Here is a 20,568-nt window from a genome sequence, read left to right on the forward strand (position 1 = left end):
TGAACGGCGCCATTTGCCGGCTATATTCCTGTACCTGAGCATAGTTGTCGCGCAATTAGTAGCGAATTGATGTCCCTGCCGATGGCTGGAGGCTGACACAGGATCGGGGTTTTTGGTGACGTGGGGGTGATTGGGGTCAAAAAAAGTGCACGGTTTGGGTGCGTCTGGGCAGATTCATCAAGAGAAACGACTGACAGGGTTCACACGTTATGCCTGCACGATGAGCAGATACATCTCAGGGGAATTGGCGATTGGGCTGATAGCAGACCGGTGTCAAAGCGGATGAAATTAGTGAGTTACGACGGTGGAGACCCGTATATCAACTTCACATTGACCCAAAACGAATCCCCTGACCACAATGTAGAGGTAGCGCCGATGTAGCTACAAAATCACCATGAGGTAATTGAAATGGGTGCACTACTGAAAACCACCGATGTGCGTTGCCGCATTGATGAGGATTTGAAGGCGCGTGCCACTGAGGTTTTGAACGCTTGCGGGCTCAGTATTAGTGATGCCATGCGTCTGTTTCTCCGTCAGGTCGTGGCGACCCAAGGCTTGCCCTTTGAGGTGCGCGTCCCTTCAGAGAAGACCGCCCGCGCGATGATGGAAGCACGAGATATTCGCCAGCGTTTCGACTCGATAGATGAGATGCTGAGGGCTGCCGATGGCGAAACCGGAGAAAAGACAAAAACGCGCTGAGCGGCCTAAGCAGGCTTCACAAACGTCCGAGTTCAAGAAGTCCTGGGATCGTTACGAGCGTGCCGGGCGTCGAGATATGAATGAAGTTCGTAAGGTGATGGTCATGTTGTTTTTGGGCGAACAGTTGCCTGAGGAGTATGTGGATCATGCTCTAAACGGTGATTGGACTGGATTTCGCGAGTGTCACATCGGCGGTGACTTTTTGATGATTTACGAAAACACACGCCCAGATTTGATCACCTTCGTTGACTTGGGCACTCATTCCGAACTGTTCAAATAGCGCGCACAAAAAAGCCGACATCGCTGTCGGCTTTTTTGTTTAAGTCGCTTGATATTGTGCTCCCTCAAGCAGGGGAGAAGAGGTCTCACCCGAACGCTGATTTTCAGGTCATCAACGGGGTCCCTAACGCCGACTATCGCCACCTGATGGCAGCCGGTTTCGCGCTCTTGAGGGGATTCTCTGTCAATGAACTTCGGCTTGTCAATTCATTACACCACCTCACAAATGAAGTACCCCACCCCTACTTTTTCCCCTCCCGGCACACGCCTAAATTGAGCTCCAACACCTGACCATCATCCCGAGGGCAGGTCACTGGAGTCGTCGTCATGCCATTTGTCAGCGTACGTATCACCCGCGACGGTGTTACCCGAGAGCAGAAAGCTCAGGTGATCGCCGAAATCACTGAAACCCTGGAACGCGTCCTCAACAAGCGCCCGGACCTGACCCACATCGTGATCGAAGAAGTCGACACCGATAACTGGGGCTACGCCGGCATCACCACCACCGAATACCGCCGGCAACTGGCGGAACGGGGCCAGTCATGACCCCGACCGTGACCATCGATTTCGTCTCCGACGTGGTGTGCCCCTGGTGCGCGCTCGGGGCGACAGCGCTGGAGCAGGCGATCGGCAATCTGGCCGGCGAAATTTCGGTGGAGCTGACCTACAAGCCCTTCGAACTCAACCCGGACATGCCCGCCGAAGGCGAACCGGTGGTGCAGCACCTGATGCGCAAATACGGCCGCACCGCAGAAGACGTCGCCGCCGGCAAGAAGATGCAGATCGAACGCGGCAAAGCCATCGGTTTCGAGTTCGACCTGGAGAAACGCACGCACTTTCACAACACCTTCGATGCCCATCGCTTGCTGATGTGGGCGGCGCAGGAAGGGCGGCAGATCGCGCTAAAAAAGATCCTGCTGCGCGCTTACTTCCGCGACGGCGACAACCCCAACGATCACCCGACGCTGATTCGTCTGGCGACCGAAGCGGGGCTGGATGCGGCGAGGGCCCGAAAGGTGCTGGCCAACGACGAATTCGCCAGCGAAGTGCGCCAACTGCAGGCGTTTTACCGGCAGCACGGGATCAATTCTGTGCCCGCGCTGATCCTGAACGGCAAGCACCTGGTGTCCGGTTCGCAATCGGTCGAGTACTACGAACAAATGCTGAAACAACTGGCTATCGCCTGATTCAACACCCACTTATTGATTGAGGATTTCATCATGAGCCACTCGAAAAAAACCGTCGTCATCACTGGCGCCTCCCAAGGTCTGGGCGAAGGCATGGTCAAGGCCTTCCGTGAACTGGGCTACAACATCGTCGCCACCTCGCGCTCGATCAAGCCGTCGAACGATCCGCAGATCCTGACCATCGCCGGCGACATCGGCGACCCTGCTACCGCTCAACGCGTGATCAGCGAAGGCGTGGCCCGCTTCGGCCGCATCGACACCTTGGTCAACAACGCCGGCATCTTCGTCGCCAAACCGTTCACCGCCTACACCCCGGAAGACTACGCGGCGGTGCTGTCGGTCAACCTCAACGGCTTCTTCTACATCACCCAACTGGCCATCGGCGAGATGGAAAAACAGGGCAAGGGCCACGTGGTCAGCATCACCACCAGCCTGGTCGACCACGCCATCGACGGCGTGCCCTCGGTCCTCGCGTCGCTGACCAAGGGCGGCCTCAACGCCGCCACCAAATCCCTGGCCATCGAATACGCCAAACGCGGAATCCGGGTGAACGCGGTATCGCCAGGCATCATCAAAACGCCGATGCACGGCGAGGAAACTCACGCGGCGCTGGGTGCGCTGCATCCGGTCGGACACATGGGCGAGATCGACGATATCGCGCAGGCAGTGGTGTATCTGGATAACGCGAATTTTGTGACAGGCGAGATTCTGCATGTGGATGGTGGGCAGAGCGCTGGGCACTGATTGATCCGGTAACACAAAGCCCTTGCAGCGATGCGAGGGCTTTTTTGTGGGTGACGGATTACGGATCCGGACTCAACACTTTGACCGCGTCATCGACCAGCGCCTTGCTCAACTCCTGCAGATATTGCGAGGCGCAGGCGTGGAGTTCTGGATCGTTGGCGGCAGAGGTATCCGACGTGAGCAATTTGGAGATGTGGAGCAGATGGAACGCGTGGGTGAGAGCGGTGACGACCGGGACGCCGGGGGTGGTGCGGAAGAGTGCGTGGTTGGACTGGAAGGAGAAATGGGTGAGGCCGAGGGTTTTAAGATCTTGGGGATTGGTCATGGCTTCACCTACCGTTGGCTGGTTGATGGAAGGGGCAGACTTTGGACGGATCGATACTAATCATTTGTGAAACTCCCTGTATCAAATGAGCGCTGCCACTTCGTTCTCAGGCGAAAGGGTGGCAGCTATGCGCAGGCTGAGAAACCGGAGATACAGGAACCCGGCAGGCCCGAAGACCTCCCACGCACAGCCGCCATTGCACAGAAATGCAGGCAAAAAAAACGCCGGCAAACGTGGGTTGGGGCGCTGGTGCGCCTGCATCTTACGCGGGTTCTCAGGCCCGGTCGCTGAATTGGCAGCGACGGGTTTGACGGTAGCGTGGGGGAGGGTTGCAGCGCAATCGTGGCCAGGTGGTGGCGGAGCTGATGTTCTTGGAAGAAATCTATACCCTTTGATCACCAAGCAACTGAAGGAGGAAATCAGCGATGGTCAATGAACTGGAGCAATTCCAGCAGGACTTGCTGGACTCTGTCCGCCAAATGAAGGCGGGAAAAGCCGCTCGTGTCACAGAGGTGCCACTCTCGGCAGCCGCTGAAGCGCGGGCCAAGGTGGGCGTTTCGCAGAGTGCATTTGTCAAGTTGATCGGTGTGAGTTTGCGGACGTTGCAGGATTGGGAGCAGGGTCGCAGGCAGCCGACAGGTGCGGCACAGACATTGTTACGTGTTGCTAACCAGCATCCGGAAGCATTGCGGGATTTGCAGCCAGCCTGAGGTGAAATCGTATATGGATTGTTCCGATTAGAAACTGGCAACACGGTTGCCGATGATCGGAAGTGTGGACACTCCAGAAACAACAAAGCCCCTGCATTTCTGCAGGGGCTTTGTTTTTATGGTGCGGCACCAGGAGGCGAAAAAAATGATAACGTCATGATTTATATGAAGTATTTAGTGCGAAGATGCTGAGTCTATCTCTAAAACTATCCTTTGATGATCGACGGATCTGGGCCTCCCCGAGAAGTTTCAATTAGTTTGGTCTGGAAGAATTCCTGAAATCTCGTAATTGTCGTGTGAGAGTACGATTTTCCGATTTTTGTGCATCAGTAAACTTTGAGCTTTGCAAAACTTGCGTGTATTGAGCTTTGCTAGGTTGGTGTACCGCACAGAAAGTGCGGCGCACCTAGAGTAATAAATGAATTAACTAAGTCTTGATACAGCGTCATCTCCGAACCATTTTTTTGCTGTTGCTAACGCTTTCTGGCTAGGATTGCGATAGTAGACGACTAAGCTTTTTTTAGAACGCGTACTGCAAACATAGAAGAGTTTTTTTGTCCGTTCAAGGACAGATGGGGTTCCAGCTTCTTCGAAAAGATAATTAAAGTTGTATTTGTTCCATTTTCCGTTATCCAGTACGACAAGTACGTTCTCGAACTCGGCACCTTTTATTTTATGCTGAGTTGAGAATGGGGTATACCCCTCTAGGTATTGATATAATTTTTTAAATTCAATAAATTTTACGTTTATCACTCTGTCATAAACATAACTGTTACGTGCAATAAAAATTGAAAGCTTGTCGTCCTTTCTGCAAATGCCAAGCTTGTCTGCTCTATCGATGACTGTGCCGATCGAAGCATTTGACATTTCTCTCAACTCATCGATGATGTCTCTAAGTCTTTTTTTATCATCGACCGAGCGTATTTTAAATTCCGTGCGCTTAAGAAATTCATTGAATTTCTTATCCTCATAAAGACTAATTATGTGTTGAATTTTGAATAAGTGCTTAATCAACGCATCACGCTTACTGCCAGCCTTTGAGGATCCGTCAGGATCATCTTTTTTATCGTCTATAAGGGCATCTTTGGACAAATATATGCGTTTGAAAATTTCGTACGGCTCCGCAAGTGCACGGTCGTACAGCTCAGGATGAAGATCTATGAACTGCTGCATCCCCGCTGTAGGGGATAGATTGGGTTTCTCAGCTGGGAAATTATCAATTAGGTTGTCTATGACCTGTCCGAAAGTGAAGCCCGAGAAATCAGTAAGTAGTTTGCGACTCTTGATAAATCTTTTAATTCGATCGCGGTATTCTAGTATTTTATCTCCATCATAAATAAGCATCAATTCTGGGAATCCAGCTTTAGGTGCGATTAAGTTATGAGTTAGATTTAATTCTTTGTTTTCTTTGCTGTGACTAAAATCCCAGCCCAATGAGTCTTTAACGTGCTGCAGTCTATCATCTGGTCCTTCGGTATAAATTAACCGTATTTCACCATCTATAACAACGCCATTCAACATATTAGGAGCATTTTCGTCGAGCGATGCAGTCTGTTGTAGACTGTCGGTTCTTAGCCTGTTGGCAAGCTCAAAGACTAATCTTGGATTTCTTCGGTTTTGTTCTTTCTTTACCTCGTAAACATATTGCTGCTTGATGTACTTGTCTAGGTTCCCCACGCCGTCATCATATATTGACTGCATCGCATCCCCAAAGAAGCCTACAATGTTTTTTTTCACACCTTGTTGAAAGTAATCGAGAAATATTTCTATCACAGCTGCCGATGTATCTTGGTACTCGTCGACGAATATGAATTTGTATCTGTCTTTAGCTATGTCACAAAGTTTTGGGTGAGACTTAAACATGTCATGAGCGACGATCAATAATTCGTCATGAGATATAATTCCTTCCCGAATCAACGTGTATTCTTTGTATTTTACCTCTTGCCCCTTCAATGCCGAGGGGTCAAAATCTTCGTCCGGATTAACGATAGAACTTTCGTCTTCACTCTCCAGAGACCGTATTAGCACATCCATAAGCTCCACTCTATAAGGGCGTATCAAGTCCCATAAGAATTCATGGATGGTGCCTACGTTCAGCCTATGATCGCTTACCCGGCTACGAATCTCTGCGACAGCTGCATTTGTATAAGTCATACAAGCAATCTTGCAGTTTAAATTTTCGCTTAACACTTGCCTTATACACTGCACCAACGAATATGTCTTACCGCTACCTGCCCCTCCACTGAGCAAGAAGTTTTTTCCTTCATCAATTAGATTAAATATTTCCTGGACTTCAGGCTCTAGAATTAGTCTTGCTTCAGCCATTTTAGAGCCTCCTTGATATAGCTAGGGGTGTTCCAGTTGGCAAACTCCATGGAAACTGTCTTAGAATTGCCAGATTGTGCGTCTGTGAGTGTGATTTCATGGCTCGAACTATTTAACAGTACTTCCATAGCGAATGATGGTTTGCTACCTATTGCTTTTTCAGCACATGTGTAAGCGTCGGTGGTGGAATCCGCAAAGTCTTTTAGATGTTTTTGGACTAGTGATGGTAGCGTTGACTTTCCGATGAACTCATTCTTGTCGTCGTATGTTAGACTTTTTATAAAGTCTCTGTTTATATGGAAGAATGCGTCCTCGAAGCTACGGGCGTGATATCCCTCACCAAGCTGATTTGCTTCCAATGTTTGATAGGCGCAAAGGAGTTCTCCCTTTTCGCATTGGCTCCATGGGGAATTGATTTTCTTTGTTAGCCTTTTATTTGCCATTTCAAGCGCGCTGTAAAAAGCTAACTCATCTGTTTTATAGAAAAAGACCAAGGAGGCATTTGTGGTATGGGTGCCTTCTATAACGCGACATTTTTTTAATTCAGTTTTGGGGTCCCCTTGTTTGTTAAATTTTTGATTGCCTTTTTCGTCTAAATCCGGAAATTCTTTAGCCGAATCAATGTCAGTGATGATTAGTGACCGGACTCCAATAAAGCTGACGAATTTCTCAAAGATATGTGAATAAGCACCTACTTCAATCATTGAGATGTTTTGGGAAAGCAGTGGGATTTGGCTTGTCGTTCCAGATTTTATATTTTCTACCAAATCTTCTTGGTCAATTTTCATCATCATGGCAGGAAGAAGAACTCGCTCGGTGTCTCCTTCGATGAAAATTGCTTTATCTGCAAAGAATAGCTCAGATCTATGTATTGTCAGGTACTGTTTAAGAAAAGTGTAGTGCTGGGAATCCCCATAATAGTCTTTAAGATCTTTTAGGTTTTTGGAGGTTACGCACCCATCCGATTTTTTGAAGTATTTAATGTCTTCAAAATCGCTTTCGGACACTATGTATGAGGAATGAGTGCTTAGTATTGTCTGAAGAGACCTGCTGACTCCGTCAGTACGACTGATTCCTGGGCTCAGCAACGACTTGATATTTTTTATAAAAATTCTTTGGAGCTGAGGGTGTGTGTGTGCTTCTGGCTCCTCAATAAATAACAAATTGACATCGGAAGGGGACTCGCTGATGTCTTTTTGAAAGTCATGAAGTTTGAGCTTTATTTCAAAGATCATACTTATGAGGTTTAAGTACCCCAATCCATTATAGTTCTCGGGCAAGTCGTGTTCGCCACTGCCCAATCCATACATAACGGTGGTGTTCTCTTCTAGGAGGTCTCGATGTTGCAGCGAAGATACGATTTTTATTATTGATTCATTTTGGTTGACACCCCCGAATTTCTTAACATCGACAATCACGTCTTCAAAAATTTTCTCATACACTAAGTTGAGTTTTGTGTCAGTCGTACTTAACGTATCTTTGAAGTCTTCTACGATGTTTTGGTCTGGATTGGTAGCCTCAAGCTTTTTATATATTTTAGCGGACAGCAGAGACAGTGAATTGTCAGTGTCTTTGTTAGAGACGTTTCTACGTGCGCTAATCCATTTGAAGTTTATTATTTTCGATAAGTTGACACCTTCTGCATCTAAGTCTACGAAATCGCTTTCATCTTCCATATTTGATGTTGTGTCAAATCGCAGACTACGCCTTGTTGTTGAGAAGTATTTCCCATGACTTTCCTTCAAGTAGTCGAATAGGTTCTTATAAGCTTTTCCTTCGGCTATTTTCTTGGCTTTGATGTTGTGAAAATCAGTTGCAAGACGCTGTATATCCTCTTGGTTTGCTCTATATTCAAAAGCTAGAACAATGTATTGGTTGTCAGGGTCTAAATCCATTATAACCTTGTCACCTATGTGCTCAAGGTCATCTTTTTCATCGTATTGAATAAATATCTTTAATGATATTGCAATCTGTTGATCATTCGGTAGCGTTCCTTCGATCACTTTTAATAGCAAATCTTTTATATCGCTATTTAGATCTTCAAATGTAAATTGATTTTTTGTCGCGCTTCCGCCAATGAATTTTTCTAGGCATAAAAGAAATGAGGTTTTCCCACAGTTATTTTTGCCGATTATTAAAGATAGATTTTTCTCAATGTCTACCGTTATATTCTTTAGTAGCCTAAAATTTTCGATTTTGATTTTTGTAACTCGCATACAGCTTCCTTTCATCAGCGACACATTTATTTACAGAACTGACCTCGCGTCTTTCTGAGTCAGCAGGAGACTGACCTGTAGGTCAGTTTCACTAAAGATACGCACCAGAAGTTTTTTAAGGTAAATGTCAGATCCGTCCCATAGAGGCCTCGCCAGGTTAGTGGCATGGTGATGGCACATTAGACCTATGAGAATTTCAAGGCAAGCCGAGTCTAGACACTGCAGAGCAGTGCCCCATTGCTAGTCTTTCCGTAGGCAGGAAGAGAAGGTGACAGATTTATTTTTTGGGCGATTCGCTGAGTGCGTCGCCAATTTGATCGGTGTGAGTCCACGGACGTTGCAAGATTGGGAGCAGGGTCGCAGGCAGCCGACAGGTGCGGCACAGACGCTGTTACGTGTTGCTAGCCAGCATCCGGAAGCATTGCGGGATTTGCAGCCAGCTTGAGGTGAAATCGTCTACGGATTGTTCCGATTAGAAACTGGCAACACGGTTGCCGATGATCGGAAGTGTGGACGAAATGTGGACACTCCAGAAACAACAAAGCCCCTGCATTTCTGCAGGGGCTTTGTTTTGTATGGTGCCGGCACCAGGAATCGAACCCGGGACCTACTGATTACAAGTAAGGGCAACTTTACATACAAATCAAAGACTTGCGGCATTCTATTTTACGTAGAAGGCCCGCTGCAAGCCCCGTTCGACGCGGGGGCATGCGCTTGATTTACGTAGGGTTTTTGGCCGTTGGAGGCTCGAACGGTCTGGGAGTTTTCGGCTGAGGATCTCGGCACCACCACGACTGTGCGTACGCCCGCCCGTTGATGATTTCAATCCCGCTGAGTACAAACCCGCTCTCAGCCATGCCCACCAACGTCGCATCCAAAAGCTGAGGTAGGCCTTCAGTCTTTCGATTCAACCCATCGTACAGCCTCGCAACGGTCGTGCTTCGACCGAGCTCAACGCGCTGCTCGGGGCCAACCCGAACGTTTCCCCTGATCGCGTTGTAGCGGCCTCGTTCCTCCGGCGTCAGAGCAACCCCCTCGTACCGCATTGGAGTAACCAGCATTTGCATTCGAGACCCCTAACCGGCGTTGCGCACGTCTAAAAGTGTTTCAACGGCGTAGGCCAGCGCGGCGTCGGCCAGTTCAAGAAACTCGCAGAGGTCATCTCTGTCGATGAGACCAGCCCTATGTAACGAATTGGCGCCGTGGATCAGCGACTTATGGTGGGTGCCTGGACGCTCAAGCAACGCGGTCTTGTCGCGGTGAAGCGACCACCACATGGCAGTCGTCCAGTCCTGCTGGGGGTTGTTTGCGCTCATCGCCGATATCCTGTTTATTTTACGAATGCTGTACATATAAACAGTATATGGCGATCGGTTAGCGGTGAGGCAGGCAGCCGACGAAGTGTTCTAGTCTGCTGAGGGGTTCACGATCGGTACGCTGTGGTCGTAAATGTCCATCATTGCTTCGTCGCGGTGACCGGACGCTTCCTGCTTGTCGGCTCGGGTGCCGACGGTATCGGTGATTCCTCGGCGTTTGAAGTCGTGCATGCCGAAGCGCTGCTCTGCGGTAATGATCTCGGCTTTGATGGCTTGGGTGATGAACCGTTGCCAAGCGGTGTCGAGGCTGGATTTCTGCAACGCGCCGCCGTGAGCGGCGGTGATGATCGGGCGTTGCTCTGCAGCGATTGGCACCGGCACGCGCTTTTTGTTCCAGATGTCGGAGCGTACTTTCTTCGCGCAGTCCCAGGCCGCACGAAGGCGCGGCGTCCATCGCACGATGTTGTCACGGCTGCCCTTGCGTCGATTGGTCAGCACGCCGTCGGGGGTTTCATTCGCGTCAGTGAGCGTCACCGTCTCGATGCCGCGCAAACGGCAGAGGTAGCTAATCTCCATCACGTACCACAAGTACGGCGCGCACGCGCCAAGTTGGCCGCGTGTGAGCTGGCCCTGCTGTTGGGCGTACTTCACGAGCGCTTTCATGGCTGCGGGTTCCGGGAGACGCCGCTGCTTGCGTTCCTTGGGCGCCTCGATTCCCTGCGCAGGATTTGTCTCGACGAAGCCACGGTTTTTGCCCCATTGCATCGTCCGGCGTAGGTAGCGCAGTGCGTGCGCAGCCTTCGACGGCGTTCCCGCTTCGGCGATCCGGTCAATCACACGCTGAACCAGCGGCGCATTGAACTTGCGCACGGCCAGTTCACCGAGGGGCTTCTTCAGCTTGGTCGGAAAGGTCAGCAGTACGTCGCGCGAGTATTCGTAGTCAGCCTGGGTCTTGGGCTTCAGGCTCTTGAACCGATCGCTTTTGTGGAACTGCTCACACAGGTAGCGCAGGCAGTCACGGTCAACCCCGGAGCGATCTTCCATCAGCCGGTGGAGTTCAGACAGGGTCGTAGTTGGTCCGGCCAGATTCGTCCGACGCTGGTTGCCGCCCTCGTCGAAAAACAACGTGTACCAGACACCGGCCCCACGCTGGTCGAAGTAAACGGCTGCCGGTAAGGCAGCCTGATCGATGTGCGCCGGAATGTTCGGGTTGTGCTTGCGCTTTCTTCCGCGTCTCATCAGATGATTTCCGGGCTGTAACTGTCCTGAGTCGGTGGAGTATAGCCACCGGCCTGATTGATCAGATCCGTGGTAGTCCACGGGCCGTTGCGGCCCATGAAAACCCGAATCCCTTGTTCCTTGAGCGTTCGCTCGATATCAGACCGGCGCTGATAGCCGGTCACTTGTTTCAAATCGTCGAAGCTGAGAATCCCTGAGACGCTGCTCATTTTTGTTGTCCCTGTGCTGGTTCGGTCTCGCCGATCGGCTTATTTATCCACAGGCTGCGAATGCGCCATTGGTTGCGCATTTCCTCGATCAGCAGCTCGATCGCGTTGGTGCCGCGTTTCTTGTGGAGGAACTCGCGGAGTTCATCGACCTTCTCTTGCGTTGTGTAGCCCTTGCGCAGCCAGTAGCGCGCCTCACAGGCGCGGATCTGGAGCGGTACGGGAAGACTGGCCAGTGTGTTGTTCATGGCGCGTTGCTCTCCCCGCAGTTCGGGCAGTCGTTAAAGCGTTGCCGTTCACTCAGGAAGCGACCACAACCGCCGCAGTTATTCAGGTTGTTGTAACTGCGGATGCGGACGTGTTTTGTCTTGGGTAAGGTGAGTCCGGCCTCGCGAAGTGCTTGCTTGTGATTGAGATTGGCGGCACGGACGACAGCGCGGCACTTGTTCACAATGTAATCTACGGGCCAAACCCGGAATCCTTTGGAGAGATACTCTTCGGCAGTTTCTTGCCCAGGGTGAATCGCATCGACCAAGTCGGATGTAGGTCCGTCGCCTCCAATCCAGATCAGATCATTTCCATCCCAAGCCTTGTCATAAGCTACGAATACGCGGCCATCATGATTTGGAGTTGCCGCTGCAGCTGCTGAATCGAGGTACTGGAAGTCCACTCCGATTTCATACCGGTCTTCGATATAGGCGACGGGCCACGGAACATCTGTCTCACGGGCTTCATACTGCTTAACGGCACACGCGCGAGTGAACTGCTCGGCCTCCCTCAAATTGGAGGTATAGCCACCGCCGATACGCCAGAAGGTTGCGCGGCTGCCGACATTACTGCGGCTGTCCTGTAGGTAAAAAAGGTCAGACACAACGAACTCCTCCGTGGAACGTTTGGCCTGTACCACCGGATCAAGAGCGTCCAGCGGTGGTGTGCTAGCCTTCGCGGCGCTGCTTTGTGGTTGATGTGCTTGCATGGTGCTTCTCCTGCTTGGTGGCAGGTGTCGGGGAGTTGGCGCTCCTCGACACCGCTTATCTTTGTTCTGTTAGCCGAATGAGCATTCGGCAAGTCCCGAGAGCAGTACGAGCTCCACTCCCTTCTCAACGATGGCCAGCAACATCAACACGGCGAACAGACCCAGGCCAACGCTCAGCGCGATCTGATTGAACTTACCCATGGGCGGCCTCCTTTGCGTTGCGGTATTCGGACTCGATGATTTCGGTCATCCGGTCGTTGAGCTTGGCGCTGGTGGATACGAAAACCGCATCATCAGTTGCGAAGAAGCCAACGCCACACAGCAGCAGGTTCCCCCAGTCCGTTCCGATCGATTCCCACAACGGTTCGAGCGATGCTTTGCACTTCGGGAAGCCCTTGCTGTACTTCGCATCCAAAAATCTCAGCGAGGCATTCAGACGTTTTTTCGCCTCAGGCGTAGAGGCGCGGGTGACATCACGAGGTAGCGCGGCGCGCGGTCGTTGGGTGTCACCATCCCCCGGCTTTGTCCAAAGCGGCGAGATCAAAGCAGGTGAGAACTTCAAACCGAAAAAGCTCCGACCGAACAGGTCGTGCCGGTATACAGGGGTGGCTTCGAACTGCTCTGCAAACGCTTTTGCCTCAGCGATGACCGCAGTGTTTTGTTCGGCATAAGCTGCCCAAGCAGCAAGCACTTCTTTTTCACTGGACTTGTAGAAAGGCATCTCAGTTGGTCTCCGTTGTGGATCGGGTAACGATGGTTTTCAGGCTCTCGTAAAGGTCTGGCAGCTCTTGTTTCAGGTGCGCGGCGATCAGCAGATCAACGCGGTTTATGCTCGCCAGTTCGATATGTTCGAGATGCACCAACCGGAACAGCTCGGCGGTCGGGGCAGGCATTGGGCGCCCGCTTTCGTAGCGGCTGGCAGCCGTCTGGTTTACAAAGATTTGCCGCCAGAATTCGGACTGATTGAGGCCGGTTGCTGCGCGGATCTCGCGTGGGTTTGGGTGTGATGTTGGCCGGGCCATGGTCAGAAACCCTCGAACTTGAGGCGGATGGTTCGGGTGTTTTCTTCCTCCGTCGGCGGGAGGATCCGGCAGCCGTCACGGGTCACCTGAACTTTGCGTCCGAGCTTCGCGCTTTCGTCGATGACGACGTCCTGAGCGACATTGATGTGGTCGGCCTGGACGCGGGCCACCAACATCAAGCCGTGGCGCTCGGTGTAGTGGGCGACGGTCGGGACGCCTTGCTTGCTGAATTGCTCAGCGAGGTGTTCGGCTTGCTCCAGAGTTGGCAGCGCCTTTTCCAAAGCGCGCAGGACGAAGCGAAAGCGCTTGCTGTATCGCACCACCGTGCGGGTATAGAGGTTCGTCATGGTCAGTTCCATTTGAGGGTTGGGGTGGCTCACGCTTTGAAAACCCAGCACTTCACCGTGGACGGCAGCGTCTGACTGAACGCGTCCCTCGAAGTGTTGCGCCGGGCGTTGATCGCGCTGTTTACGGCGCGAATTTCTATGAACTGGCGGTTGCGGCTGGACTTCAGGACGCGCTTCAGGTCGGTCAGCGGCGGGATGCGCTGTTTCTTTTCTGCAGCCACTTGCTCGAAGTGGTTGAGGTTGATTGCGATCAAGCCCGCGTCCCGGCTGTGATTGAGCTTCGGCTGACCGTCAGCGTCATCGCCGGCGCCGTCGAGGTACTCGAACGCCTCCCAGAAGGACTCAACCATTGGGTTTTCGCGGGAAAGGGCCTGCTCACGCTCAAGGGCCAGCTCGGTGATAACCGCTTTGGCTTCCTTCATTTGCGAGTCACTGATCGGGCACACCAACTTCAGGGCATCCAGAAGCACCATCAGCTGCGCGTGGTTCTTCTGGATACGCAGGTTCTTTGCCCCGGCTGCCTGAATTTCCTTTTCGTAAGGGCGCTGACGCTCATCCATCAGCTTCAAGACTTCGGCTTCTTTCGTGACGGCCTTGACCAGAAAACCGCTTACTTCGCTGGCGGTCATCCGACCGAGCGCGAGGCCACCTTCGCGGCCTTCATCGGACTGGCGGCTCTTGTCGAACCAGACGTGGATGATCCGTTCCATGATGGCCGGCGAGGCCTGCACCGGGGCGTTCTGGCTGATCACCAGTGCCGCGCGAAACTGTGGCTCGTAGGTGTCGTTGCCGGAGTTTTTAACGCCCGTGGTACGCAAGGCGCCGCCGTTGTAGAGGGATTTGAAACTGTCCCAGTTGAACGCCTGCTTTGGTCGGCCTTTGCCTTCGTCGTCGTCACTTCGATCGGACTCAAGCATCACAACTGGCATGTTCGAGACCTGGGCCATGGTGCGCAGATAACCAACCATCGAGCCTTTCAGCGGGTCAGAACCTTCGTAGCCGTTGCGGCCCAGCAGTTTCCACAGAGTTTCGAGCAGCGTGGACTTACCGGCGCCGGGCTCGCCTACAACTTCCATGAAGGGGAACGACTCGAAGCGTTCGCGGATCTGCTCGGCAAACAGGGTGCCCATCCAGTAGGCCAGCACAATCAAACCGCGCGGGCCGTAGCAGAGATAGATCAGGTCAAACCAAGACTCGCTGTAGGCTTTCAGGTCGGAGTTGATGTCGAGCTTTACCGACTTCGACAGGCTCTTGATTGCCAGTTTGCCGATGTCGAAATAATCCTCATCGTTGATCTCGACCAGCTTGTCAGCCGCGATCGCCACGTCGTTGTAGACGTAGCAACCGTGGTCGGCGCTGTACCCGATGTAATCGATCGTCTGGACTTTCTTGATGTTGAATGTCCAACGCGACAGCAGGCGGTCGAGCTGGCTGGCACTGCCTGTCCAGATCGCACCTGCACCCATGTGCAGCAGGCGCTTTTTGAACTCGGATGGTGCTGAGAGCTGGCTCGCCGTGAAGGTGCCTTTCTCCGGTTTCCCGCTGTGTGGAAAGTTGACGCGGAAGTAGTACCAAGACTCGTCGGTAATCTCGTTCTTCATGTAGTAGAGCGGCGTCGGCTTACAGTTGCAGATCTCGACTACGCAGTTGCTCTCGGCCAGGGCTTCGAGCCGCTGCTCTTCGCGGGTCATGTCCGGGTAGTCTTCTTGAACCTTCTCCAGCACCTTGCCGAACGCGTCGAGATCGAGCTTGAACCAATACAGGCGCTGCTCGAAGTCGAGGGGGAATTGGGTGGTGCCGAAGCGGGAATAGATCAGGTTCGCTTTTTCCTGAGCGCTCTCGGCGATCACCAGCGCGCCGTGATAGCGGTATTCCTCAAGATCTTTCGGCTTGAGTCTGTCGAGGCGGTGCAGATCGTCCCAATCGCGCTTGGCTGCGCCGCGAGATGGGGATAAGGCGGCAGCAACCTCCCAGCCTTCCTCTTTTGCGCGGCGGCAATATTTGCGGGTGAAAGAGTGCCCAGCAGGGTCATCGTCGTAGGCAAACACCAAGCGCGGACGTTCGCGCCCGTTCGCCTCGCACTGCGCGGCCAATGCAGCCAAAGCCTCACTCGGATAGTTGTTGGTCGTGAGGGTTGAGGTTGCAGTAATGCCGTTGTGCAGCAGCCCGATCGCCTTGAAGATTCCTTCAACGATCCAGACCTCTTCGACATCAATGAACGACTGGCCGGGTGCTTGCCACCAAGTGCCGCCGTAATTTCCACGGAATGTCGCCTTGCGCTTACCAAAGCGTTGTGGCCGATCGATGATCCGTTCCCAGTAGCCAACGCCGGGCAGGGCGAAACGCACAGTGGCGCTACCAATGCTTTTGTCAGCGTCCCAGTAGCTTTCTTGGGTGTACCAGCCTTTGATCGTGTCTAGGTCAAAACCCCGGCCTTCCTTCATGTAAGCGTCAGCGGTCGCGTTCGGATTATCCGGGAGCTTCGGTGCGCGATCGGACCAGCTTTCAAACAGCTCGCTGTAACGATCCTTGATGTGTTCTTCGAATCCGCATTTGTTGGTGCGATTGCAACGCAACACCCACGGGTGTTCCGCGTTGGTGTAGAGCTCCTTCTTGTGGCAGTTGGGGCATTCCCCCTGCTGCAACCAATCGCCGACACGCTTGAATGCAAACTCGCGATCAAGCTTTTCGGTTACGGCTTTGTAAAGGCGCTGGTCCATGGTGGGTTTCCGTCAGGCAAAAAGATCCCGTCACACCGGAAATGCCGGTGTGAGGCGGTGTACAAATTCAGGTCAGGTAGTGCGGGTCAGCTCACCGCGAGTTCTAGCTGGTTCTCATCCGGGGGAGCCTGCTTTCGCTGGGCGACCGGGATGAACACACGAGGGTTCGGCGTTGCGCTTGGCGACAAGGTGCGGGCTACTTCGGTGATGCTCACGAAGGTGTAGCCACACTTCAGATTTGAACACTGCATGTAGCTCTCTTTGCAGGTCGGCGACATATACCGACTTGTGCGTGTGTGAGCCGGGTTTGTGCAGTGGGGGCATTGCATCGCCATAGGGCAAACCTCGCGCGTTAACGGCAGAAGACGGCGTAAGTGAGTTCATTCATTTGCGTGACCTTCTGGCAGATCGCTAAGCGGATCTCGTCCAGGCGTTCGCGTTCCTTGGCGTCTACCTCACCATCGCGGGTGGCTTCGCGCCACTCACGGGCAAGCCGCCCAACTTCATCGACCAGTGCCATGTAAACGGACTGGATCTCTTCATGATCAACGGTGGTTACGCAGGGCAGGGTGATAAACACGCCGCCAGACTCTGCCGCGACCGCTTCTGCAAAGAGCGTGGTGTTGCTGTTGGCCTGCATCTGCATGGCGAGATGCACGTCTACGGACTGTCCTTTGCGCTCGTAGATGCGGTTTTCCAACCCGTCTTTGGACAGGCTTACCGATGCCGCCATCGCTGACCAACCGCCATTCACCGCGCGGCACATCGACTGATAGCTCGCACGGATCCTGTCCACAGGATTCTCCGGCGTTCGGTGGTGTGCGGTTTGCTGTTTGATGTCTACCATTGGATTAGGCCTCGCCCGCTGCTTTCATTGCCTCAAGGCCTCTGAGATAGATCAGGCGAGCGAGGCTGCTTTCGGATCGGTTCTGCTGCTGTGCCATGTCGCCAAGACCAGCCTTCTCGTCGGCTGTCAGCCTCATCGCAACGGGCTTATCGGACATCACCCCATTAGGGGCTCGGCTACGTGGTGTGGTCATTTCCGGTCTCGGTTGGTGGTAGGATTGTGTAAATCTGCAATACACAACTGAATTATTCGCAGGAATCTGCAATATGTCAAACGATGTTTGCGAAAAACTGCAATACAACGATCGGTTGTCGCAGGAACGCGTTCGTCTTGGCCTCACTCAAACGGAGATGGCCAAGCGCGGCGGCGTTGCTTTTCGTACTTACTGTGATTACGAGGCGGGCAAGACTGAGCCGAAGCTCGGCTTTCTCGAAGCGGTAGGGCGCCAGGGTGCCGATGTGCTTTATATCGTCACTGGCGAGCTGTCCGGTGGGCACTTGGCCCCGGACGAGATGCTGGTTCTGGGTGGATACCGAGAGCTCGATTCGAAAGGCCGCTCGGGCGTTCTTGGGATGATCGCCGGATACAACGCTCCAGAAGCGCAACCCTCGCAGAAGTTCAGCATGGGCGACGTTGCCCAGATCATCAGCGGCGGGGCAGTGAACCAGACCGGTGCGCGTATCAGCACTGGCAAGAGGACGAAAGGCTAGGAAGGATTAGCCGTCCGCCAAGTATAATGGCGGAAAGCCATTATGGATGTGGGTGCGGTGGATCATGGGGGAAAGTTACAAAGTTGGGGATGTTGCCCAGCTCATTACCGGCGGTACGGTCAATGAGGGCAGCAACAACCCGCAGTTGAGCAATGTTTTCAATCTGTCATTCGGTTCAAACACAGATAGGGCTATCACCGACCTGCAACGTAAGGCGATCGCCTACCGAGTAGGGGAAGTTCTGAGCGCCACGGGCCTCGAACGATTCGACGTCTACAAGGTAATTCTCACTGACTTCGGCGTCGATAAACTCGGTGAGCTGCCGCGTGACAGCTTTCACGAGGTGATGGCCCTACTGGATCGCTGGGTCAAGGATCCTCTCAAAGTGCCTCAGCCTTCATCTTTCGCGCATCCCTTTGCGCTCACAGGAGACCCAGGCTCATCAAACGAGCCGTCGCCATCAGCCGGCGGATCTCTGTGTCGCAACACCATCATCATTTCGAATCGGCAACTCGCCTGCGCCATCGGTATAGCCGGAGCGCTGCTTTGCGGCGCATGGCTGGCGGGTCTCGGGTTTGCTCAGGATCCGACTGTTTGTCAGTTCAACGGCAAGGCATTTTCGGTCGGAAGCGTGTTGAAGATGGAAGGCTTCAAGCGTGTGTGCCAGCGCACAACAGACGACGGCCCCGAATGGGCTGTCCCAACAACAGAGAGCGCCTGAGCTCTCGCATAGGAAACCACCGTGAAAAGAACCGGCCTTACCCTGCTGCTACTCGCATCGATCACCAGTGCGCATGCTGAGCCCGTCCCGGCAAGCATTGCCAAACAGCTCAAGCCGCTTGATATCAAAGCCGTTGAGCTTACCGGCGATGCGTTGCGCGTGGACATGAACCGACCGCGTGTCACCGAGGACATCTACACAACGGTGGTGAACAGCGTGTGCACGAGCCTGATTCTTGAGCCCGGCTCGTGGGGTAAGACCGACTTCCGACGGATCGAGGTAGTGAACTCATTCGGCGCGCAGGGTCGGGTGTTTGCGGGCGGTGCAGCTGAGTGCAAGGCGATCGGCAAGCTGACCATGGATGAGGTCAATCAACAGTTCTTGCCGGAACACACCAGCCTCTGGAGCGCGCCCGGCAATTAATCGGTGTCGATTTTTAGCTCAAGGTCGAGCTGCGTGGTAAAGCCGCTGTCTGAAAGCGAGTGAGATACTTGGCTGATGATCCAGTCGGTGCCGTCAATAGTCGGCTTCCAGCCGCTGACGATTGCGGGCAGCTCGGGGAATAGGTCAGCGCGACCATGAGCCAGGGTGATGCTGAACGAGGCAACGCCACGTTGTAGCTTGTCAAATGCAGCCTTTGCTCCCCGGATCGCAGTGACTTCACTGGCGTAGGTATGCCGCAAAACTTTGGTGTTTTCAGCGCTCGGCTTGATGGGGTCAGTCCTTTCAACGCCGAGCTTTTCGCGTTTCCCCGACTTCCCTGACTTCACCTTTTTGATGACTGTCTTGGCGTCGACCAGCACTTCGCCTTTCTTGGCTGACCCGGTGTTTTGCCAATAGGCCTTCACGGCGGTGAAGTTGTTCCCGTCCGCAACGGTGAAGCGGTGTTGATCGCCCTTCGATCGGACAATTGTGACGACACCGAGCGGCAGGCCACTGGCGCTCTTGGCCTCACCGGCCTTGATGAACATCAGGCGATCGTGCTTCACCGTGGCGATTGCGTCGAACTGCTCGGCGAGGCGCGTGAGTAGATTGGCGTCGGACTCGCTCGTCTGGTCGATGTGGTCTACCACTTCCTCAGCAAACTGTTTGGCAATCTCGGCGGTGAGCCGGTTTTGGCTAGCGATCGCCGAAACGATGTCCGCCACTTTCTTCCCGTGGAAGCTGCGTTCGCGCTTGGTGGTGAGCCCCGCGCGAAGATCTGCGCTTCTCGCTCTGATGATCAGCTTATCAGGACTTCCGCTGTGTTCGACTTCATCGACGGTGTAAGTGCCCTTGTCGATCAGCCCTTCATGTTTCCATCCCAGCGCGAGAGAGAGTTTGGCCCCGCGCGGCGGCAGGTCGAGCAAGCCGTCGCTGTCGTCCAGAGTGATGTCGAGCTGGTCCGCTTCAAACCCTCGGTTGTCGGTCAGCGTCAGAGACTCCAATCTCCCTTGCAGGGTGCTGGTGATGTCCTTGCCACCGACGATCGCGATGCGGTAATCGGGAGTCGGGTGGATTTCTTCCCGTGCGTACTGGCGATCATCTTGAGCCGGGGCGATCACGTCTGGCTCCCCTGTGGACGGTTAACACGTTCAACCCGATCGATCTTGTCGTCATCGACTCGCTTGAGGCTGAGGCTGAACTCGATTCGCCGCGGCGTGCCGTCGTCGAAAAAATAGCTCTTCGTCTCGCTCAGGCTGTCGATGATGAACAGTCCGTGGATTCGTCCATCGCTCCCGTCAATGAGCGGCCAGGAGGATCCCTGATCACCCATGTCACGGATCAAGTCGAGGCTTGGCCGACCGCCGGTCAGCTCCGGCAGCAGTACTCCATTCACTGTGATGCTTTCATCATCAGGCCCGAGAAACTGCCGTGCCGGACGCGCACCAACCCGGCTTGTCGTCGGGTGACGCCAGCCGAATTGATGCTGCAGCTCCTGATAAGGAAGGCTGGAAAGGCTGAATGTGAATTGCCCGAGGGCCATCATCGACATAACT

The 20,568-nt window shown here is 53.4% G+C and carries 26 protein-coding genes and 1 pseudogene; 10 read left to right on the top strand and 17 right to left on the bottom strand.

What is annotated here, in order from left to right:
- The first annotated feature begins 408 nt into the window (after nucleotides 1-408).
- The 5 genes from QR290_RS02560 to QR290_RS02580 all read left to right on the top strand — a co-directional run bounded on the left by QR290_RS02560 (nucleotide 409) and on the right by QR290_RS02580 (nucleotide 2,909).
- Entirely contained in the window at nucleotides 409-699 is a 291-nt protein-coding gene (locus QR290_RS02560) for a type II toxin-antitoxin system RelB/DinJ family antitoxin (protein WP_085712741.1), read from the top strand.
- Nucleotides 665-979, top strand: coding sequence for a type II toxin-antitoxin system YafQ family toxin (locus tag QR290_RS02565; RefSeq protein ID WP_289204264.1), 315 nt, complete (start codon nucleotides 665-667; stop codon nucleotides 977-979). Before QR290_RS02560 ends, QR290_RS02565 begins: the two co-directional genes overlap by 35 nt.
- Nucleotides 980-1,305: 326 nt before the next feature.
- Nucleotides 1,306-1,524: a tautomerase family protein gene (locus tag QR290_RS02570; RefSeq protein WP_007952610.1), complete on the top strand. Its 219-nt coding sequence runs from the start codon at nucleotides 1,306-1,308 to the stop codon at nucleotides 1,522-1,524.
- Entirely contained in the window at nucleotides 1,521-2,165 is a 645-nt protein-coding gene (locus QR290_RS02575; RefSeq protein WP_289204265.1) for a DsbA family oxidoreductase, read from the top strand. Before QR290_RS02570 ends, QR290_RS02575 begins: the two co-directional genes overlap by 4 nt.
- Before the next feature lie 33 nt (nucleotides 2,166-2,198).
- Complete coding sequence (locus QR290_RS02580; RefSeq protein ID WP_115076204.1) at nucleotides 2,199-2,909, top strand: SDR family NAD(P)-dependent oxidoreductase; 711 nt, start codon at nucleotides 2,199-2,201, stop codon at nucleotides 2,907-2,909.
- A gap of 58 nt (nucleotides 2,910-2,967) precedes the next feature.
- Here the strand turns inward: QR290_RS02580 and QR290_RS02585 are convergent, their stop codons facing one another.
- Entirely contained in the window at nucleotides 2,968-3,234 is a 267-nt protein-coding gene (locus QR290_RS02585; RefSeq protein WP_115076205.1) for a DUF3077 domain-containing protein, read from the bottom strand.
- Between the two features lie 425 nt (nucleotides 3,235-3,659).
- On the opposite strand from QR290_RS02585, the gene QR290_RS02590 reads away from it, so the two are divergent.
- Entirely contained in the window at nucleotides 3,660-3,944 is a 285-nt protein-coding gene (locus QR290_RS02590; RefSeq protein ID WP_162803803.1) for a helix-turn-helix domain-containing protein, read from the top strand.
- Between the two features lie 423 nt (nucleotides 3,945-4,367).
- Here QR290_RS02590 and QR290_RS02595 read toward each other — a convergent pair whose 3' ends face one another.
- Together QR290_RS02595 and QR290_RS02600 are read right to left on the bottom strand one after the other, a co-directional pair.
- Nucleotides 4,368-6,269, bottom strand: a complete 1,902-nt coding sequence (locus tag QR290_RS02595) for a UvrD-helicase domain-containing protein (protein ID WP_289204266.1) — start codon at nucleotides 6,267-6,269, stop codon at nucleotides 4,368-4,370.
- Nucleotides 6,251-8,485 (bottom strand): ATP-dependent nuclease, encoded by a 2,235-nt coding sequence (locus QR290_RS02600; protein ID WP_289204267.1) that lies wholly within the window; start codon nucleotides 8,483-8,485, stop codon nucleotides 6,251-6,253. Before QR290_RS02600 ends, QR290_RS02595 begins: the two co-directional genes overlap by 19 nt.
- Before the next feature lie 307 nt (nucleotides 8,486-8,792).
- On the opposite strand from QR290_RS02600, the pseudogene QR290_RS02605 reads away from it, so the two are divergent.
- Nucleotides 8,793-8,930: pseudogene (locus QR290_RS02605) on the top strand (helix-turn-helix domain-containing protein); the annotation flags it as partial.
- A 631-nt stretch (nucleotides 8,931-9,561) separates the two neighbouring features.
- Here the strand turns inward: QR290_RS02605 and QR290_RS02615 are convergent.
- The 12 genes from QR290_RS02615 to QR290_RS02665 form a co-directional block, all read right to left on the bottom strand.
- The gene (locus QR290_RS02615) at nucleotides 9,562-9,801 is read right to left on the bottom strand and encodes a hypothetical protein (protein WP_289204269.1); all 240 of its coding nucleotides are present in this window, start codon (nucleotides 9,799-9,801) and stop codon (nucleotides 9,562-9,564) included.
- Nucleotides 9,802-9,891: 90 nt separating this feature from the next.
- Entirely contained in the window at nucleotides 9,892-11,040 is a 1,149-nt protein-coding gene (locus QR290_RS02620) for a site-specific integrase (RefSeq protein WP_289204270.1), read from the bottom strand.
- Complete coding sequence (locus QR290_RS02625; RefSeq protein WP_289204271.1) at nucleotides 11,040-11,249, bottom strand: DUF4224 domain-containing protein; 210 nt, start codon at nucleotides 11,247-11,249, stop codon at nucleotides 11,040-11,042. Before QR290_RS02625 ends, QR290_RS02620 begins: the two co-directional genes overlap by 1 nt.
- Nucleotides 11,246-11,494: a DUF7696 family protein gene (locus QR290_RS02630; protein ID WP_034151920.1), complete on the bottom strand. Its 249-nt coding sequence runs from the start codon at nucleotides 11,492-11,494 to the stop codon at nucleotides 11,246-11,248. The genes QR290_RS02625 and QR290_RS02630 overlap by 4 nt, the downstream gene beginning before the upstream one ends.
- Nucleotides 11,491-12,117 carry a hypothetical protein gene (locus tag QR290_RS02635; RefSeq protein WP_289205265.1) on the bottom strand — a complete coding sequence of 209 codons (627 nt, stop codon included), beginning with the start codon at nucleotides 12,115-12,117 and terminating at the stop codon, nucleotides 11,491-11,493. The genes QR290_RS02630 and QR290_RS02635 overlap by 4 nt, the downstream gene beginning before the upstream one ends.
- 174 nt (nucleotides 12,118-12,291) lie before the next feature.
- Complete coding sequence (locus QR290_RS02640; RefSeq protein WP_289204272.1) at nucleotides 12,292-12,423, bottom strand: hypothetical protein; 132 nt, start codon at nucleotides 12,421-12,423, stop codon at nucleotides 12,292-12,294.
- The gene (locus QR290_RS02645; RefSeq protein ID WP_289204273.1) at nucleotides 12,416-12,943 is read right to left on the bottom strand and encodes a hypothetical protein; all 528 of its coding nucleotides are present in this window, start codon (nucleotides 12,941-12,943) and stop codon (nucleotides 12,416-12,418) included. The genes QR290_RS02640 and QR290_RS02645 overlap by 8 nt, the downstream gene beginning before the upstream one ends.
- Before the next feature lies 1 nt (nucleotide 12,944).
- A complete protein-coding gene (locus QR290_RS02650) occupies nucleotides 12,945-13,244 on the bottom strand; it encodes a helix-turn-helix domain-containing protein (protein ID WP_289204274.1) in 300 nt (99 codons plus the stop codon).
- A 2-nt stretch (nucleotides 13,245-13,246) separates the two neighbouring features.
- Entirely contained in the window at nucleotides 13,247-13,591 is a 345-nt protein-coding gene (locus tag QR290_RS02655) for a hypothetical protein (RefSeq protein ID WP_034151924.1), read from the bottom strand.
- Between the two features lie 29 nt (nucleotides 13,592-13,620).
- Complete coding sequence (locus QR290_RS02660; RefSeq protein ID WP_289204275.1) at nucleotides 13,621-16,311, bottom strand: toprim domain-containing protein; 2,691 nt, start codon at nucleotides 16,309-16,311, stop codon at nucleotides 13,621-13,623.
- A gap of 86 nt (nucleotides 16,312-16,397) precedes the next feature.
- Entirely contained in the window at nucleotides 16,398-16,646 is a 249-nt protein-coding gene (locus QR290_RS28650) for an ogr/Delta-like zinc finger family protein (protein WP_353739145.1), read from the bottom strand.
- A 17-nt stretch (nucleotides 16,647-16,663) separates the two neighbouring features.
- Nucleotides 16,664-17,158 (bottom strand): YmfL family putative regulatory protein, encoded by a 495-nt coding sequence (locus QR290_RS02665; RefSeq protein WP_052229371.1) that lies wholly within the window; start codon nucleotides 17,156-17,158, stop codon nucleotides 16,664-16,666.
- Between the two features lie 266 nt (nucleotides 17,159-17,424).
- Here QR290_RS02665 and QR290_RS02670 point away from each other — a divergent pair, with 266 nt between their 5' ends.
- The 3 genes from QR290_RS02670 to QR290_RS02680 all read left to right on the top strand — a co-directional run bounded on the left by QR290_RS02670 (nucleotide 17,425) and on the right by QR290_RS02680 (nucleotide 19,012).
- Nucleotides 17,425-17,868 carry a helix-turn-helix domain-containing protein gene (locus tag QR290_RS02670; RefSeq protein ID WP_289204276.1) on the top strand — a complete coding sequence of 148 codons (444 nt, stop codon included), beginning with the start codon at nucleotides 17,425-17,427 and terminating at the stop codon, nucleotides 17,866-17,868.
- Nucleotides 17,869-17,932: 64 nt separating this feature from the next.
- Entirely contained in the window at nucleotides 17,933-18,589 is a 657-nt protein-coding gene (locus QR290_RS02675) for a hypothetical protein (protein ID WP_289204277.1), read from the top strand.
- A gap of 21 nt (nucleotides 18,590-18,610) precedes the next feature.
- A complete protein-coding gene (locus tag QR290_RS02680) occupies nucleotides 18,611-19,012 on the top strand; it encodes a hypothetical protein (RefSeq protein ID WP_289204278.1) in 402 nt (133 codons plus the stop codon).
- Here the strand turns inward: QR290_RS02680 and QR290_RS02685 are convergent.
- Together QR290_RS02685 and QR290_RS02690 are read right to left on the bottom strand one after the other, a co-directional pair.
- Complete coding sequence (locus tag QR290_RS02685; RefSeq protein ID WP_289204279.1) at nucleotides 19,009-20,133, bottom strand: phage late control D family protein; 1,125 nt, start codon at nucleotides 20,131-20,133, stop codon at nucleotides 19,009-19,011. The genes QR290_RS02680 and QR290_RS02685 overlap by 4 nt on opposite strands.
- Entirely contained in the window at nucleotides 20,130-20,564 is a 435-nt protein-coding gene (locus QR290_RS02690; RefSeq protein ID WP_289204280.1) for a phage tail protein, read from the bottom strand. Before QR290_RS02690 ends, QR290_RS02685 begins: the two co-directional genes overlap by 4 nt.
- Nucleotides 20,565-20,568 lie beyond the last annotated feature (4 nt).

Origin of the sequence: Pseudomonas fluorescens (genome assembly GCF_030344995.1) — a bacterium.
Lineage (GTDB): Bacteria > Pseudomonadota > Gammaproteobacteria > Pseudomonadales > Pseudomonadaceae > Aquipseudomonas > Aquipseudomonas fluorescens_BF.

Bases quoted from the DNA above. Each gene is read 5' to 3' on its own strand.
- QR290_RS02655 (WP_034151924.1), bottom strand. From the start codon at position 13,591: ATGACGAACCTCTATACCCGCACGGTGGTGCGATACAGCAAGCGCTTT.
- QR290_RS02590 (WP_162803803.1), top strand. From the start codon at position 3,660: ATGGTCAATGAACTGGAGCAATTCCAGCAGGACTTGCTGGACTCTGTC.
- QR290_RS02625 (WP_289204271.1), bottom strand. From the start codon at position 11,249: ATGAGCAGCGTCTCAGGGATTCTCAGCTTCGACGATTTGAAACAAGTG.
- QR290_RS02615 (WP_289204269.1), bottom strand. From the start codon at position 9,801: ATGAGCGCAAACAACCCCCAGCAGGACTGGACGACTGCCATGTGGTGG.
- QR290_RS02600 (WP_289204267.1), bottom strand. From the start codon at position 8,485: ATGCGAGTTACAAAAATCAAAATCGAAAATTTTAGGCTACTAAAGAAT.
- QR290_RS02580 (WP_115076204.1), top strand. From the start codon at position 2,199: ATGAGCCACTCGAAAAAAACCGTCGTCATCACTGGCGCCTCCCAAGGT.
- QR290_RS02630 (WP_034151920.1), bottom strand. From the start codon at position 11,494: ATGAACAACACACTGGCCAGTCTTCCCGTACCGCTCCAGATCCGCGCC.
- QR290_RS28650 (WP_353739145.1), bottom strand. From the start codon at position 16,646: ATGGCGATGCAATGCCCCCACTGCACAAACCCGGCTCACACACGCACA.
- QR290_RS02595 (WP_289204266.1), bottom strand. From the start codon at position 6,269: ATGGCTGAAGCAAGACTAATTCTAGAGCCTGAAGTCCAGGAAATATTT.
- QR290_RS02565 (WP_289204264.1), top strand. From the start codon at position 665: ATGGCGAAACCGGAGAAAAGACAAAAACGCGCTGAGCGGCCTAAGCAG.
- QR290_RS02650 (WP_289204274.1), bottom strand. From the start codon at position 13,244: ATGGCCCGGCCAACATCACACCCAAACCCACGCGAGATCCGCGCAGCA.
- QR290_RS02620 (WP_289204270.1), bottom strand. From the start codon at position 11,040: ATGAGACGCGGAAGAAAGCGCAAGCACAACCCGAACATTCCGGCGCAC.
- QR290_RS02670 (WP_289204276.1), top strand. From the start codon at position 17,425: ATGTCAAACGATGTTTGCGAAAAACTGCAATACAACGATCGGTTGTCG.
- QR290_RS02560 (WP_085712741.1), top strand. From the start codon at position 409: ATGGGTGCACTACTGAAAACCACCGATGTGCGTTGCCGCATTGATGAG.
- QR290_RS02570 (WP_007952610.1), top strand. From the start codon at position 1,306: ATGCCATTTGTCAGCGTACGTATCACCCGCGACGGTGTTACCCGAGAG.
- QR290_RS02660 (WP_289204275.1), bottom strand. From the start codon at position 16,311: ATGGACCAGCGCCTTTACAAAGCCGTAACCGAAAAGCTTGATCGCGAG.
- QR290_RS02690 (WP_289204280.1), bottom strand. From the start codon at position 20,564: ATGTCGATGATGGCCCTCGGGCAATTCACATTCAGCCTTTCCAGCCTT.
- QR290_RS02645 (WP_289204273.1), bottom strand. From the start codon at position 12,943: ATGCCTTTCTACAAGTCCAGTGAAAAAGAAGTGCTTGCTGCTTGGGCA.
- QR290_RS02665 (WP_052229371.1), bottom strand. From the start codon at position 17,158: ATGGTAGACATCAAACAGCAAACCGCACACCACCGAACGCCGGAGAAT.
- QR290_RS02585 (WP_115076205.1), bottom strand. From the start codon at position 3,234: ATGACCAATCCCCAAGATCTTAAAACCCTCGGCCTCACCCATTTCTCC.
- QR290_RS02640 (WP_289204272.1), bottom strand. From the start codon at position 12,423: ATGGGTAAGTTCAATCAGATCGCGCTGAGCGTTGGCCTGGGTCTGTTC.
- QR290_RS02575 (WP_289204265.1), top strand. From the start codon at position 1,521: ATGACCCCGACCGTGACCATCGATTTCGTCTCCGACGTGGTGTGCCCC.
- QR290_RS02675 (WP_289204277.1), top strand. From the start codon at position 17,933: ATGGGGGAAAGTTACAAAGTTGGGGATGTTGCCCAGCTCATTACCGGC.